Below are 16,233 nucleotides of genomic sequence, written 5' to 3' on the forward strand. Positions count from 1 at the left end.
AACTAAAAGGATTGTCCCCTGTGCAATACAGAGTTCAATCCTTAGTAGCTGCTTAATATATTTGTCTAATTTTTTGGGTTCAGTTCAAAAAACAATTAGGCTTTTTTTAAGAACTTTTTTCTTGTACATCATTAATGAGCACTTCTCTCGGTTTACTACCTTCATACGGACCTACTACACCATTCATTTCCATTGCATCAATTAGGCGAGCAGCTCGCGTATAACCTACTCTAAACCTACGTTGTAACATAGAAACAGATGCTGTTTGCATTTCCACTACAAGTTGAACCGCTTCATCATATAATTCATCTTCTACTTCCTGCTTCGTATCAGGAACATCTTGCGGAATCATATCTTCTTGATATTGTGCTTTTTGCTGTCCAATAACATATTCTACAACTCTCTCAACTTCATCATCTGATAAAAATGCGCCTTGTACACGTACAGGTTTCGATGCACCAATTGGTATAAACAGCATGTCTCCACGACCTAGTAGCTTCTCTGCACCACCACCGTCAAGAATTGTACGAGAATCTGTTTGAGAAGATACAGCGAATGCAATACGTGATGGAATATTTGCTTTAATAACACCCGTAATAACGTCAACTGACGGACGTTGCGTTGCAATAATTAAATGAATACCAGCAGCACGAGCCATTTGCGCTAGACGCATAATCGCATCCTCTACATCAGACGAAGCAACCATCATTAAATCTGCTAACTCGTCCACAATTACTACAATATAAGGTAATTCGGGTTGTTTCGCTTCTGATTGACTATTATGCTCTTTTATATAATCGTTGTATCCTTCAATGTTACGTGTACCACTATGAGCAAACAATTCATAACGACGTTCCATTTCACTCACAACTTTTTTCAATGCTTGCGATGCTTTTTTCGGATCAGTTACAACTGGCGTTAACAAATGAGGCACACCGTTATATACATTTAACTCTACCATTTTCGGGTCAATCATCATTAATTTTACTTCATGTGGTTTTGCACGCATTAAAATACTAACAATAATACCGTTAATACATACACTTTTCCCGCTACCTGTCGCACCAGCTACGAGTAAATGGGGCATTTTATTTAGACGGGCTAATACAGCTTCACCTGTAATATCTCGGCCAAGACCAATTAACAACTTCTCTTCCGGATGATTATTAGCCTTAGAATCAAGAACTTCCCTCAGCGTTACCATCGAAACTTCTGAGTTCGGAACTTCGATCCCTACAGCTGATTTCCCGGGAATTGGCGCTTCAATACGAATGTCCTTTGCAGCTAAAGCAAGGGCTAAATCATCACTTAAACTGACAATTTTGCTTACCTTTACCCCCATATCAGGATACACTTCATATTTTGTAACTGCAGGACCTCTATGTACTTTTGTTACTTTCGCTTTCACTCCGAAACTTTGGAATGTACGTTCTAATTTACGAGCATTCTCATAAATTTCCGCATTTTCATTTGTAACTTGCTTATTCTTTGGAAATTTTAATATATCAAGTGAAGGAAGCTTGTAATCTTTATTTTCTACATTTGAAAATTGCATAGGAGGTGCTTGCGCTTCACTCTCTAACGATTCAACAATTTTTTCTCCACGCTTTTTCTTTGGTTCTTCAATTGGCGGAGTCTCTTCAATAAACGGTGAAGTGATTAAATCTTCTTGCTCTACTTCGATTCGTTTATCCTCTTCTTCATTTACAGGATAATTCTCAGTGAAATTCGAAATAATCGGAGGATCAATTGAGATTTCTTCCATCGGCTCAATAATTTCTTCTTGTTCTGCAGCACGTTTGCTTCTTGTGCTTCTTGTTGTTTTTTTCTTTTCTGTTTGTTCAGCCGTTCTTTTGGCTCTCCAATCTTTATAATCCCCTTGCATCACTTGAAACTGACTTCTAAGAATTCTACCAACTGGAGCTAACACTTCTCCAATATGCTTATTTGTTATACAAAGTATACCGAGAATAACTAGAATAATACCAATGATATAAGCTCCTACTTCGTCAAATAAGAAGTAACATGTTGCGAACATAAGCGCACCAAACATACCACCACCTAAATGAACGCTATCTGGCCCCTTTTTCATTTCAAGAAAGAAGTTATCTTTCGTACTCACAATAACAGAAGTATTTTGCACTGCTCCATCTTTTGTAAGAAGGTTAAATAATGTAATATGACTAAACATTAATATCGCCAATACAATTAAATAAAATCCAATTAATCGTTTATTTAAAAGGTTCGGCCATCCGCGTTTTATAACAAAGGAAACCGATAAAGCTATTACACCTAACACACCAATTATGTACCACTCACCAAAGAAGAAGCGAAAAAATAACACAAACGATTTCCCTACAACGCCTAGCTGTAAAATCGTAATGATTGAAAGTGCAAAAAGAGTTAAACCGACGATTTCATAATACAAAGTTGGCTTTATCGTACGTCTTGCCTTTGTCTTCGTCCCTCTTTGCTTTTGTTTTGCCATTTCTTCACCTCGTGTTCTACATATAAGTAAAGCTCCCCTCAAAATGCTCTATTTATATGTCTGTTTTCTCTATTTTTCAGGTCTTTATATCTTCTATTTTTACACTTCTTGTAAAATGCTAAATAAACAGAAGAAAGCAGCCTACTCATGGCTGCTCAACCGTCTTGTTTTTTATATTATACCATAGCTTCTAAACAAAATCCTTCTTTTTGCTAAAAGGTTATTTTCTGACCGGGCTCAAACTCTAAATAGTGAAGTGGGTCCGTACTTAGCACACGTACAATAGAATAACATCCATGTTCCTCTTCAGAAACCATTAATTCCACACCATTTATATTTACAACTTTTTGACTTTCACATTGTGAATAATCGGCCGGATACACAAGTTGCTCTGGCATAATTGTATATAAAATCATTGTAGCATTGTCCCTTCTGTACTATCTTCCGCGCGAACATCTATTAATTCGTTTAATTTTCGAATCGCATTTCCAATACCGCCGACATCATCTATAAGACCGTACTTTACTGCATCGCCACCAATTACATTCGTCCCAATATCTCGCGTTAAATTTCCTTTCGCAAACATAAGCTCTTTAAAACGATCTTCTATTACTTTCGAGTGCTTCGTCACAAAACGAATGACTCTTTCTTGCATCTTATCCAAATACTCAAATGTTTGTGGCACACCTATGACAAGACCTGTTAAACGAATTGGATGAATTGTCATCGTCGCAGTTTCCGCAATAAACGAATAGTCAGTAGAAACAGCAATCGGTACACCGATGGAATGCCCCCCGCCTAAAACTAGAGATACTGTTGGTTTTGAAAGTGAAGCTACCATTTCAGAAATTGCTAGCCCAGCTTCAACGTCACCTCCAACCGTATTTAATATTAAAAGCAAACCTTCAATTTTCGGATTTTGTTCAATCGCAACAATTTGCGGAATGATATGCTCATATTTTGTTGTTTTATTTTGCGGTGGTAATTGAACATGACCTTCCACTTGTCCGATAATCGTTAAACAATGAATACGTGATTCATTCATCTGTGGTACATTTGTCTGTCCAAGCTGTTGAATTTTTTCAACTATTGAAGCCTCTTTTCCAACTTCTTTTGGCTCAGCTTCTTTTTCTTCATTTGTATATCGATCACGTTCTGTCATTTCGCATCCCCTTTCACTCGTATATAACTATTATTTCTTAAGTTATAAATTTCATTCGATAGGGTTAAAAAGAAAAAAAATCACCCATAAGGGTGATCCTTTTTATACTTCCATAATAATCGGTAAAATCATAGGTTTTCTCTTTGTCTCTTCGTACAAGAACTGCCCTAATAATTCACGAATATTTTGTTTTAACATTGACCATTCAATTGAATATTCTTTAATTGACTGCTCAACAATCATACGTACAATCTCTGTAGATCGTTCAATTAACGCTTCTGATTCACGAACATATACGAAGCCACGTGAAATGATTTCTGGACCAGAGATAATTTTCTTTTCATCTTTACCAAGCGTTACAACAACTACTAGTATTCCATCTTGAGATAACATCTTTCTATCTCGAAGAACGATATTACCAACGTCACCTACACCTAATCCATCAATTAAAACATTACCAGCTTGTACTTTACCGACTAAGTTCGCTTCATCGTCACCAAAAGCAATTACATCGCCTTTTTCTACGATAAAGATATTTTCTCTTGTAATACCTACATCTTCAGCTAAATATGCATGTGCTTTTTGCATACGGAACTCACCATGTACGGGTACAAAGTACTTCGGTTTCATTAAATTTAACATTAATTTTAATTCTTCTTGGCTACCGTGACCTGAAACGTGAACTTTTCTTTCGCCGTAATAAACAACTTCAGCTCCAGCTCTAAATAACAAATCAATAATTTTTGATACAGATATTTCATTACCCGGAATTGGCGAAGCAGCAATGATAACAGTATCACCTTTACGAATTGAAATTTGTTTATGTGCTTGTTTTGCCATTCTTGATAGAGCAGCCATCGGTTCACCTTGACTACCTGTCGTTAAAATAGCTACCTTTTTCTCTGGGAAGTTGTCTACTTCTTGTAATGAAATAACCATACCTTCTGGAACATCTAAATAACCAAGACGTCTTGCAATGTCTACTACTTTCACCATACTACGTCCTACTACCGCTACTTTTCGCCCTGTTTCAGCAGCTGCATCAAATACTTGTTGAATACGATGTACATTCGATGCAAATGAAGCAACGATAATACGACCTTCTGCGCCGTAGAACACTTTAGAGATTTCTACACCAACTTCTTTTTCTGAACCTGTATAACCTGGGCGCTCTGCGTTTGTACTATCAGATAATAAGCAAAGTACGCCTTCATTTCCGATTTGCGCCATTTTCCCAAGGTCTGCTCCACTATTTCCAATTGGAGTTTGATCGAATTTAAAGTCTCCCGTATATACGACTGCACCTTTTGATGTATGGAAACAAACGCCAACAGAGTCCGGAATACTATGTGTCGTTCCGAAGAATGACACCGTTGTAGTGTTAAATTCTACTGTTGAATTTGAATCGATTGTTTTTAGGTCTACACGGCCTAACATGCCCGCTTCACCAAGTTTTTCTTGTATAAGTCCTACTGTTAATTTCGTTGCATAGACTGGAATAGATAATTTACGAAGTACATACACAATTCCACCAATATGATCTTCATGACCGTGAGTAATAAATAAACCTTTTACTCGCTCTTGATTTTCCACTAAATATGTAATATCAGGAATAACGATATCAATTCCAAACATTTCATCTCCCGGGAACATTAACCCTGCATCTACGATAAAGATTTCAGAATCAATTTCAACACAGTACATGTTTTTCCCGATTTCACCTACTCCACCAAGAGCAAATACTTTAACAGACTCATTCTCTTTTCTCTTCATGTTGTTGCCTGGTTTAAAAATCTTGCAAACACTGATTTCACTAAAATTGCAGAGACACCAGGGGAAACTCTACAACCACCATATTTTCACCGTCCAAGACGAATGTCCTTACCGTTATGCGATATCATGTCCTTGTTTATTTTTTAAACCAGGTTTCACCTCTCTTTCATTATATAAATCAAATATCTTATTCGATATGATATGAAAATTTAATTAAATTATAATTTTTCCCAATTTTGCTAAGCATACCCGTACTAAGCTACTTAGCCATATTATACCTGATACAAGAAATAGAACACAAGTTAAATCGTGCGAAAGAAAGAGTAAAAGAACGGAATGACAACAAAAGTATCGAACGTATTTCCTTTATATTTACTTCGATTTTATACTCCATATTATTTTGAAGAACTAGCCATACATACGCTAAATTCATTTCATAATAGGGAGTTTCAAGATTTATTTTTCTAGAATCCAACAAAAACACTTACAAAATGGAGTTTTTTTATGAATTACGTCACATTTGAGGGAATTTCTCTAAAAACAGACACCGTAGTTTATTGCGTTCATTCCATAATATCTATCATTTTTTGACTCAGTTAAAGGGGTACGATTATTTTCTTATACACATAATGAAGAAGCGATTAATGTTCTTATAAAAACACATATAGGTGAGAAAAAGAGGAAAAGATTTGCATATAATAAAAAATGACCTAGTTCTACACTAGGTCATTTTTTATTAACGAGGGATAGATTGCATTACAGATTGTAACGTTACTCTTTCTTCTTCTGTTAATGGAAGAAGTGGTAAACGTACAGAGCCCACATCTAATCCAACCATTTGTAACGCTGTTTTTACTGGAGTTGGACTTGGCGCCATAAATAATGAATCAGTTACTCTTACAAGTAATTGATGTAATTTTTGTGCCTTCTTAAATTCTCCTGCTTGAAATGCTGTAATCATTTCTTGCATTTCGTTTCCGATAACATGAGATGCTACCGAAACGATACCTTTCGCTCCAACTGCCATAGCTGGTAACGTTAAACCGTCATCACCGCTGTATACCGCAAAGTCGTCCGCTGTTTTTTCAATGATTTCTGTCATTGTTAACACATCGCCGCCGGCATCTTTAATAGCAACAATGTTTTCTATTTCTGATAAACGAACAACTGTATCAACGGAGATTTGTACAATAGATCGTCCTGGAACGTTATATAGCATAACCGGAAGCGGCGTACTTTCAGCAATTGCTTTAAAATGCTGATACATTCCTTCTTGACTCGGTTTGTTATAATACGGTGCTACTAGCATTACTGCATCCACACCAACTTCTGTTGCCTTTTTAGTTAAGTCAATAGAAGCATGCGTATTATTGCTACCTGTTCCAGCGATTACGGGCACTCTTTTATCGACAACAGATACGACATGGCGATATAACGCTACTTTCTCTTCTGAAGTTAATGTAGGAGATTCTCCTGTCGTTCCTCCTACCACGATTGCTGTTGTACCGTTATCAATTAAATAATTTACCAATTTCGTTGTCTTTGCAAAATCGATATTCCCGTTTATATCAAACGGTGTTACCATCGCGGTTGCAATTGTCCCAAAATCTATCATGGTCTCACTCCTTATTGTTCCAGTTGCTTTTCTTTTGAAAGCTCAAACGCACTATGTAATGCATTTACAGCCTCCACTAAATCAGTTTCTTTTACAAGAACCCAAATTGTTGTATGACTATCTGCCGATTGCAGGATTTGAATACCTTTTTCCGCTAAAGCTGTAACGATTTTTGCAGTAACCCCTGGGATGCCTGCCATTCCAGCTCCAACGATAGATACTTTCGCACAATGTTCTGTCACAATTGGCTCATATCCAAGTTGTTTTAGCACTTCGACAGCACGAGCTGATACATTATCATTTACTGTGTAAGCTACACCAGTAGGAGAAATGTTAATTAAATCAACACTAATGCCTTCGTTTGCCATTTCTTTAAATACATGCTGCTGTATGTCGTATGCCGTTTCTTTTGCAAGTACTTTAATTTGCGTTACGTTCGATACGTGGGCAATACCTGTAACAGGACGTTCTTCTACATCCTGCCCTTTTGTAGCACCATCGTATGCTGCAATAAGAGTACCTTCACTTTCAGAATACGTAGAACGTACACGAAGTGGCACTTTTGCATGCATCGCAATTTCAACTGCACGTGGATGAACGACTTTCGCACCTTGATAAGCCATGTTACAAATTTCGTTATACGTTACAGTTTGAAGATGACGTGCATCTTTTACAATACGAGGATCCGCAGTCATAACACCTTCTACATCAGTGAATATATCAATATATTCAGCATGAAGTGCAACACCTAATGCTGAAGCTGAAGTATCACTACCTCCGCGTCCAAGTGTTGTCGTATCACCTTTTTTCGTTTGCCCTTGAAATCCTGTAACGACGATTACATCTACATTTTCTAACTCTTCATGTATACGATCGCAATTCATTTCAATAATCTTTGCATTCGTAAAGTCATCATTCGTTACAAAACCAGCTTGTGCACCATTTAATGCTGCTGCTTTTATACCGTTCTCATTCAACATATTAGAGAAAACAATTGCAGAGATTAACTCTCCGCATGATAATAATAAATCTTGCTCACGTTTAGAAATAGTAGATTCCTCTTGATTTACAAGACTTAATAACGTATCCGTTGCATATGGTTCACCTTTACGGCCCATAGCAGATACGACAGTAACTACTTTATAACCAGCAGCTAATGATTTTTTTATATGATGAAGCGCATGCTTACGTCCATTGTCATCACGTACTGATGTGCCACCAAATTTTTGAACAATTATTTTCATATTTTGCACCTTCTCTTAGCCGTTTACACTAATTGTAATTTTACTAAGCGCTCTGCAATTTGAACAGAATTCCATGCAGCGCCTTTTAATAAGTTATCAGATACGACCCAAAGATGGAATCCTTTATCGTTATTTAAATCTTTACGGATTCTTCCAACGAATACTTCGTTTTTACCTACTGCAGTAGCTGGCATTGGATATAACTGCTCTTCTGGATTATCTTGCAGAACAATACCTTCCGCATTTGCAAGTAAGCTCTTTAATTCTGCTACTGTTACGCCTTCTTTTTCTACTTCGATGTAAACAGACTCAGAGTGTCCTGATACAACTGGTAAACGTACACATGTTGCCGCTACTTCTAATTCAGGCATATGCATAATTTTTTTCGTTTCGTTAATCATTTTCATTTCTTCAAACGTAAATCCATTATCTTGGAATTTATCAATCTGTGGAATCGCATTAAAAGCAATTGGGAAATGCTTCTTATCACCTGATACAGGAAGAACATTTGCCTTAACTTCTTCGCCATTTAAGATTGCTTGTGATTGTTCATGCAGTTCTTCAATAGCTGCCGCACCAGCACCTGATACAGCTTGATATGTGGAAACGATTACTCGTTTTAAACCATATTGCTGACGAACTGGCTCAAGAGCTACTACCATTTGAATTGTAGAACAGTTTGGATTTGCAATAATACCATTATGTTCTTTTAAGTCGTTTTCATTTACTTCAGGTACAACAAGTGGCACGTTTTCTGTCATACGGAATGCACTTGTATTATCAACAACAATCGCACCGCGTTTTGCTGCTTCTGGCGCTAATTGTTTCGATACAGATCCACCAGCACTAAATAGTGCGATATCTACTCCTTCAAAGCTTTCAGGAGTTGCCTCTTGAACTGTAAATTCTTCGCCTTTAAATACAAGTTTCTTACCTGCAGATCGTTTAGATGAAAGTAACGTTAATTTCCCGATTGGAAATTCTCGTTTCTCTAAAGTATTTAACATTTGTTCACCAACTGCGCCGGTTGCTCCAACTACAGCGACATGAAAAGTTTTTTGCTTTTCCATCACTATGCCCCTTTCTAGATACCAATCCTTCTATAACTTAGAATCAGAAGGAGTATACAATACCCCTTCTGATCTTAATAACGTTAATTTTATCATATTCTACAGTAAGAATGATGGTTTCATCAAAAATTGTCCGTTTTTTTTCGTTTTTTAATTCATATATCTGAATTTTTCTACGACAACCGGTTGCAATTGCTTCCCTTGCAGCGCTTCTAACACTGTATCTTCCAGCAGCTCCATGCGAGCTACCATTGAGTTCGGTTTTTTCTCTGGTGCATCTTGGCCGAATGGGACGAAGTAGATGTTTTTTGTTACCATTAGGCGCATGAGATTTACTCCATTAAGCCCTAGAGCATCATTCGTCGAAACAGCCAATACGACAGGCTTGCCATTTCTTAACGTCGCTTTCGCTGCCATTAATACTGGAGAGTCTGTCATTGCATTTGCAAATTTACTCATAGAATTCCCTGTTAGTGGTGCAATTACCATACAATCTAGTGGAATTTTAGGTCCTAGTGGTTCTGCACCAACGATTGAATTAATTGCTTTAAAACCTGTTATTTCTTCAATCTTCTTAATCCACTCTGCTCCCTCTCCAAATCTAGTATTTGTTGATTGAACAGTGTAAGAAACAACAGGACGTACTTCTGCTCCCTCAGCAATTAATTTTTCTAAATGAGGCATTACTTCTTCGTACGTACAATGTGAACCTGTAAATCCGAAACCAATTCGTTTCCCCTTCAAACTCATTTCTTTTCCTCCTCCTTTGCAATTGCATCTGCTGCTAATAACTGAGAAAGAACATTTGCTAAAATTTGCCCAGCCGTTTTTGGGGCAACAATACCTGGTAATCCAGGTGCTAGCAATGCTTTGACTCCTCTTTTTTCCGCATATCTAAAGTCAGTACCGCCTGGTTTAGAAGCTAAATCAATCACTAACGTATGAGCTGGCATTTTTGCAATAACATTCGCTGTTACAACGAGATGCGGAATCGTATTAATTACAATATCGATATTTCCTACTTCTTTCTCTATGTCTTGCATATGAAAAGGAGAAAACATCATTTCTGTAATACGTGCAATATGTTCAGATCGTCTTGCTCCAACTTTGACATGGGCTCCTAATGATTGAAATGCTCTCGCAACACTCATTCCTGTTCTCCCAAATCCTAGAACCATTACATTGGACCCATGAATTGTATAGTCGGTATGTTGAATTACCATCATTAATGTACCTTCTACCGTTGGAATAGAATTGTATATTGCTACATCATCACGATCAAATAATTTAACAAGTTTTCGATTCGTAGTAGATACGAGATTTTCCAAGTAAGGTGTACCAATACCTGAATATATAGTAAAGTGTTCTGGTGTATTTTCAATTTGTTCTTTCGTTATTGAAACTTTTTCATTTGAAAAAATAGTATCTACTTCTCCTTTGGCATTTGTACCGGCAACCGGCAAAATAATTGCGTCTACAGAAGTGAAATCTAAATTTTGTATACTTTCTTTTGCTGCCCCTGTGAAACCATGATCTAACTGATCAAAACCTATCAAAGAAAGTTTCGCATCCAATTCAACTAGCTTACGAATTACTTCTAGCTGCCTTGCATCTCCTCCTATGACAGCAATATGCATCTCAGTCAACATTCCCTAATTCACCTTCTTTTTCTGTCATTTATAAGAAAAGTGCCTACTTTTTCTTTTTCCTCCACATCATATGTAATGTACGAGTTTATGGTGATTGAAAATCCAAATGCACATATGATTTATCAGGTTTCTATGTAGATACAAAAAAAGATGACCAAAATGGCCATCCTTCACTCCGAATTTGAACGATCTATACTATCACAAAGAAGCATATCGTGTCCGACTTTCTTTATTTGACTCCATGCCACTCTTACTTCTTGTGGTTCCTTTTTAAAACCTCCCCACTTCCCTACAGGTATTATAAGTGTTTGTATTTGTCCGTCTTTCTCATTAATCTCTAAATCCATATAACCTAGGGCTCCCATTTTTTCCGCTTTTTCTATATCTACAACCTCTTTACCGCTTAATTCACTTAATCGCATACTCACTCCACTCCCCTACTAAATTTTTCATTTGCATTGTCTATAATTAGTACCTATTCTATATGTATAAAAAAAATAACCTTCTCTCATTTAAAAAGAGAGAAGGTTATTTTCAGATACATCGTAAAAGTTGATTATAGTTTTATTCCTTTTGGAAGTTTTCCATCTGGACTAATTAATGCTGCAGAGAATTCATCTGTAAACATGTTACGAATTAACCCATCTACATTTTCTTTTGTTACAGTGTTTACACTTTCGATAATCTCATCAAGTGAACGATGCTTACGAAGTAGCAATTCATTTTTACCATTACGGCTCATACGACTATTCGTACTTTCTAAACTTAACATTAAGTTTCCTTTTAATTGCTCTTTACTATTAATAAGCTCTTTTTCTGTAATACCTGTATTTTTCAATGTTTCTAATGTTTCTTGCATTGTTTCATACAGTGTATCTAATTGTTGACTACCTGTTCCACCATACAGTGTTAACATACCTGTATCTTCATAAGAAGAATGGTAAGAAAATACTGAGTAAGCTAACCCACGTTGCTCACGTACTTCTTGGAATAAACGGCTACTCATACTACCGCCTAAAACGTTATTTAATACAATTAAGTTATAAATATCTTCGTGTCCCATTTGTAAGCCTTTATATCCTAAACATAAATGAGCTTGTTCTGTTTCCTTTTTACGTGCTACTTTGTTAAAATGGAAAATTGGACTATGTACTTGTTCACGGTTTGTTGTTCCTTCATAACTACCGAAATATTGCTCTACCGTTTGTAAGAAGGCTTCATCAATATTTCCTGCAACTGAAACAACTACATTTTCAGGTGTATAATGATCCTTAATATATTGGCGTAGCGTATCACCTGTAAACGTATCAAGTGTTTCTTCTGTTCCTAAAATAGGATATCCAAGCGGATGCGTTTCATATGTTGCTTTCGTTAACATATCATGCACAATATCGTCTGGAGCATCTTCGTACATTTTAATTTCTTCACATACGACATTCTTCTCTTTTTTCAATTCTTCTTCATCAAATGTTGAATTAAAGAACATGTCAGCTAATACATCTAAAGCATATTTAGCATGTTCATCTAGCACTTTTGCATAGTAACAAGTGTACTCTTTTGAAGTAAAAGCATTCACTTGCCCACCAATACTATCAAATGATTCTGCAATTTCGCGTGCACTACGTGTTTCTGTCCCTTTAAAGAACATATGCTCTAAAAAGTGAGAAATCCCGTTATTTTTTTCATTTTCATTTCTTGATCCCGCATGGATCCAAATACCAATCGCAACCGATCTTACAGTTGGTATATTCTCCATAACTATTCTTACACCATTTTTACAAGTATATTTTTTAATCAAAAACTTTCCTCCTACTGCCAGTTTCTCTAAATAAGTGCTATTATTTAATGATAACAAGTTTAAGGATGAATGTCATGCAAATGTATTTAATCCACACGTTTTTCATCCAGTAATTCTGTTATATTCCCTACTTTATATCCTTGTTCCTTCAATTTTTTAATCATTGTATCTAATGCTTCTGCCGTTGACGAAGTAGGATGCATTAATACGATAGCACCTGGGTGTATTTTTCTCATTACTCTCTGCAATAGTACATCTGGCTCAGGTCGCTTCCAATCGATTGTATCGACAGTCCACATAATCGTTCCCATTTGGAAATCATCAGCGATTTTCACGACTTCATCCCGAAAACTTCCACTCGGCGGGGCAAACCATCTCACCTTTTGATTCGTAGCAGCTTCAATCATTCGATTTGTTTTTTGTAACTGCTCTCGTATTTCATCAGACGATAGCGTTTTCATATTAGGGTGCGTATAAGAATGATTTCCGACTTCTTGATTTGCATCGACAATCATTTTTGCAAATCGTAAATTTTCTTTCACCCAACGTCCTTCTAAAAAGAAAGTCGCCTTCACATCATGCTTTTTCAATATTTCTAATATACGAGGCAAATACTCGTTTCCCCATGCCACATTTATTGTTAATCCCACCATCTTTTTATTCGGATGCCCCCTATAAATTGGAGCAGGTGATAAATCTTCTAAGTGGACACTCGGTGATACTTCCTTAAATTCAAGGTGTTTTTGATCAAATTCCTTTAGCTTCTTCATATTGTTATAGGATGCTTCCATATCAACTTGTCTTCCATTATATCCTGGTGTTGCTTTCCATATCTTATCAATCATCGCATTTTGAGGTGCAATCTCATATTGTTTTGCATGCTTTTGAATTTCTTCATATAAGTTATCCTGTGCAAAAACAGAATAAGAGCCTAAACTGACATATAAAGAAAATATACATATGTATGCCAATATACGAACTTTCATATAAACCCTCCCAAATTAACTATATAAAAAAACATTTTTCTTCTTATCTTTGTTAATTTGAGCGTTATAATGAAAACTATACCTATACTGACATAAAAATATATATAAATCATATTTTTACATAACAAAAAAAGCCAGTTAAACTGGCTTTCGCTTATTGCTGCTCTTGTTTGTTTTCTTCTTTAGCAGCTTCTTTTTCTTGCTCTTCTTTTAGCAATACTTTTCTAGATAGATTAACACGACCTTGCTTGTCAATCTCGATAACTTTAACCGTAATTACGTCACCGATTTTTACAACGTCTTCTACTTTACCTACACGCTCAAGTGCAAGTTCAGAAATGTGAACTAATCCATCTTTACCGCTGAATAATTCAACGAAAGCACCGAATTTCTCAACACGTTTCACTTTTCCTTCGTAGATTTCACCTACTTGTACTTCGCGAACGATATCTTCGATAATTTTCTTAGCTTTGTCGTTCATTTCTTGGTTTATTGAAGAAATGAATACTGTGCCATCTTGCTCGATGTCAATTTTAACGCCAGTTTCTTCAATAATTTTATTGATTTGTTTACCGCTCGGTCCGATAACGTCACGGATTTTATCTGGATTAATTGTCATTGTAATAATCTTTGGAGCGTACGCTGATAATTCAGTGCGTGGCTCTGGAATAACAGATAACATATGATTTAGAATGTGCACACGACCAACTTTCGCTTGTTGTAATGCCTCTTCTAAAATCTCACGAGATAGACCATCGATTTTAATGTCCATTTGTAGTGCAGTTACACCTTGTGCTGTACCTGCTACTTTAAAGTCCATATCACCTAAATGATCTTCCATACCTTGAATATCAGATAAAATTGTGTAATGCTCACCAGTTTTAACTAGACCCATTGCAATACCTGCAACTGGAGCTTTAAGTGGAACACCAGCATCCATCATTGCTAAAGTACTACCACAAATACTTGCTTGTGAAGTAGAACCATTTGATTCTAAAACTTCAGATACAAGACGTACTGTGTATGGGAAATCTTTTTCAGATGGAATTACAGGCTCAAGTGCGCGTTCTCCTAGTGCACCGTGACCGATTTCACGACGACCTGGTCCACGCATTGGTCTAGTTTCACCAACACTAAATGATGGGAAATTGTAATGGTGCATAAAGCGTTTTGATTCTTCTACACCAAGACCATCTAAAATTTGCACATCGCCTAATGCACCTAATGTACAAATACTTAATGCTTGTGTTTGTCCACGAGTGAACAAACCAGAACCGTGTGTACGAGATAAAATGCCAACCTCTGATGCTAATGGACGGATTTCGTCACCTTTACGGCCATCTGGGCGGATTTTTTCAACTGTAATAAGACGACGTACTTCTTCTTTTACAATTTTATATAAAATCTCATTTACTTGTCCTAATGTATCAGCGTCAGCTTCCTGCGCTTCGTAATGCTCAATAACACGCTTTTTCACTTCGTTAATTGCATCTTCACGTGCATGTTTCTCATGTACTTGAATTGCTGCATGCATATCTTCTTCAGCCATTTCACGTACAGCTTGGTTAAGATCAGCGTCAACTTCATAAAGTTTCACTTCTGATTTCTCTTTACCTACAGCTTGTACAATCTCTTCTTGGAATGCAATTAGACGTTTAATTTCGTCATGACCAAACATAATTGCTTCTAACATTGTTTCCTCAGGCACTTGATCTGCTCCTGCTTCAACCATGTTAATTGCATCTTTCGTACCAGCTACAACAAGGTGAATATCACTTTGTTCTTGCTGTTCTACTGTTGGGTTGATAACGAATTCGCCGTTAATACGACCAACTGTTGCACCCGCGATTGGACCTTCAAATGGAATATCTGAAATCGATAACGCTAATGAAGAACCAAGCATAGCTGCCATTTCAGAAGAACAATCTTGATCAACACTCATTACGATGCTGACAACTTGTACTTCGTTACGGAAACCATCTGCGAAAAGTGGACGGATTGGACGGTCGATTAAACGACTTGCCAAAATTGCTTTTTCACTTGGACGACCTTCACGTTTAATGAAACCGCCAGGAATTTTTCCGACTGCATATAAACGCTCTTCATAGTTTACTGTAAGTGGGAAGAAATCTACATTTTTTGCTTCTTTTGATGCAGTTGCTGTAGATAGAACCGCTGTATCGCCATATCTTACTAATACTGCTCCGTTCGCTTGTTTTGCAAGCTGACCAGTTTCAACTGTTAGCTGGCGACCAGCTAAATCTATCGAGAAGACTTGCTTTTCTTGACTCATTTAAGTACCCCTCTCAATTTAAAGTATTCAATTCTTCTATGTAAATGGATAGTATATCACAATATTCTACCTCTAGTATTGCCTAAAATTAAGTAAGCTATAAAGCGTAGAAGATATATTTTTACCTAACAAAAAAGCGGGAATATTCCCGCTTC

13 protein-coding genes are annotated in these 16,233 nt (G+C 36.7%); all 13 read right to left on the bottom strand.

The window, feature by feature from the left end:
* Window positions 1-106: 106 nt before the first annotated feature.
* Window positions 107-2,488: a DNA translocase FtsK gene (locus MR169_RS12420; protein WP_242319470.1), complete on the bottom strand. Its 2,382-nt coding sequence runs from the start codon at window positions 2,486-2,488 to the stop codon at window positions 107-109.
* A 212-nt stretch (window positions 2,489-2,700) separates the two neighbouring features.
* Window positions 2,701-2,904 (bottom strand): YlzJ-like family protein, encoded by a 204-nt coding sequence (locus tag MR169_RS12425; RefSeq protein ID WP_000605020.1) that lies wholly within the window; start codon window positions 2,902-2,904, stop codon window positions 2,701-2,703.
* On the bottom strand, window positions 2,901-3,650 hold the full coding sequence (gene tepA / locus MR169_RS12430; RefSeq protein ID WP_242319471.1) for a translocation-enhancing protein TepA: 750 nt from the start codon (window positions 3,648-3,650) through the stop codon (window positions 2,901-2,903). Before tepA ends, MR169_RS12425 begins: the two co-directional genes overlap by 4 nt.
* Window positions 3,651-3,752: 102 nt before the next feature.
* The gene (locus MR169_RS12435) at window positions 3,753-5,423 is read right to left on the bottom strand and encodes a ribonuclease J (RefSeq protein ID WP_000823096.1); all 1,671 of its coding nucleotides are present in this window, start codon (window positions 5,421-5,423) and stop codon (window positions 3,753-3,755) included.
* 736 nt (window positions 5,424-6,159) lie between these two features.
* Window positions 6,160-7,038, bottom strand: coding sequence for a 4-hydroxy-tetrahydrodipicolinate synthase (gene dapA / locus MR169_RS12440; RefSeq protein WP_000564763.1), 879 nt, complete (start codon window positions 7,036-7,038; stop codon window positions 6,160-6,162).
* A gap of 11 nt (window positions 7,039-7,049) precedes the next feature.
* Complete coding sequence (gene dapG / locus MR169_RS12445) at window positions 7,050-8,282, bottom strand: aspartate kinase (RefSeq protein ID WP_000692454.1); 1,233 nt, start codon at window positions 8,280-8,282, stop codon at window positions 7,050-7,052.
* 23 nt (window positions 8,283-8,305) lie between these two features.
* On the bottom strand, window positions 8,306-9,352 hold the full coding sequence (gene asd / locus MR169_RS12450; protein ID WP_000414846.1) for an aspartate-semialdehyde dehydrogenase: 1,047 nt from the start codon (window positions 9,350-9,352) through the stop codon (window positions 8,306-8,308).
* A 150-nt stretch (window positions 9,353-9,502) separates the two neighbouring features.
* A complete protein-coding gene (gene dpaB, locus MR169_RS12455) occupies window positions 9,503-10,102 on the bottom strand; it encodes a dipicolinate synthase subunit B (RefSeq protein WP_098567205.1) in 600 nt (199 codons plus the stop codon).
* Window positions 10,099-11,001, bottom strand: a complete 903-nt coding sequence (gene dpaA / locus MR169_RS12460) for a dipicolinic acid synthetase subunit A (RefSeq protein ID WP_000954735.1) — start codon at window positions 10,999-11,001, stop codon at window positions 10,099-10,101. Before dpaA ends, dpaB begins: the two co-directional genes overlap by 4 nt.
* Before the next feature lie 170 nt (window positions 11,002-11,171).
* Window positions 11,172-11,423 (bottom strand): YlmC/YmxH family sporulation protein, encoded by a 252-nt coding sequence (locus MR169_RS12465; protein WP_001239756.1) that lies wholly within the window; start codon window positions 11,421-11,423, stop codon window positions 11,172-11,174.
* 134 nt (window positions 11,424-11,557) lie between these two features.
* Window positions 11,558-12,799: a M16 family metallopeptidase gene (locus tag MR169_RS12470; RefSeq protein WP_000592989.1), complete on the bottom strand. Its 1,242-nt coding sequence runs from the start codon at window positions 12,797-12,799 to the stop codon at window positions 11,558-11,560.
* An 86-nt stretch (window positions 12,800-12,885) separates the two neighbouring features.
* Entirely contained in the window at window positions 12,886-13,785 is a 900-nt protein-coding gene (locus tag MR169_RS12475) for a polysaccharide deacetylase family protein (RefSeq protein WP_000868232.1), read from the bottom strand.
* Between the two features lie 154 nt (window positions 13,786-13,939).
* A complete protein-coding gene (gene pnp / locus MR169_RS12480) occupies window positions 13,940-16,078 on the bottom strand; it encodes a polyribonucleotide nucleotidyltransferase (protein WP_242319472.1) in 2,139 nt (712 codons plus the stop codon).
* Between the last annotated feature and the right edge of the window lie 155 nt (window positions 16,079-16,233).

Source organism: Bacillus cereus group sp. BfR-BA-01349, from assembly GCF_022663795.1.
Taxonomy (GTDB): Bacteria; Bacillota; Bacilli; order Bacillales; family Bacillaceae_G; genus Bacillus_A; species Bacillus_A cereus.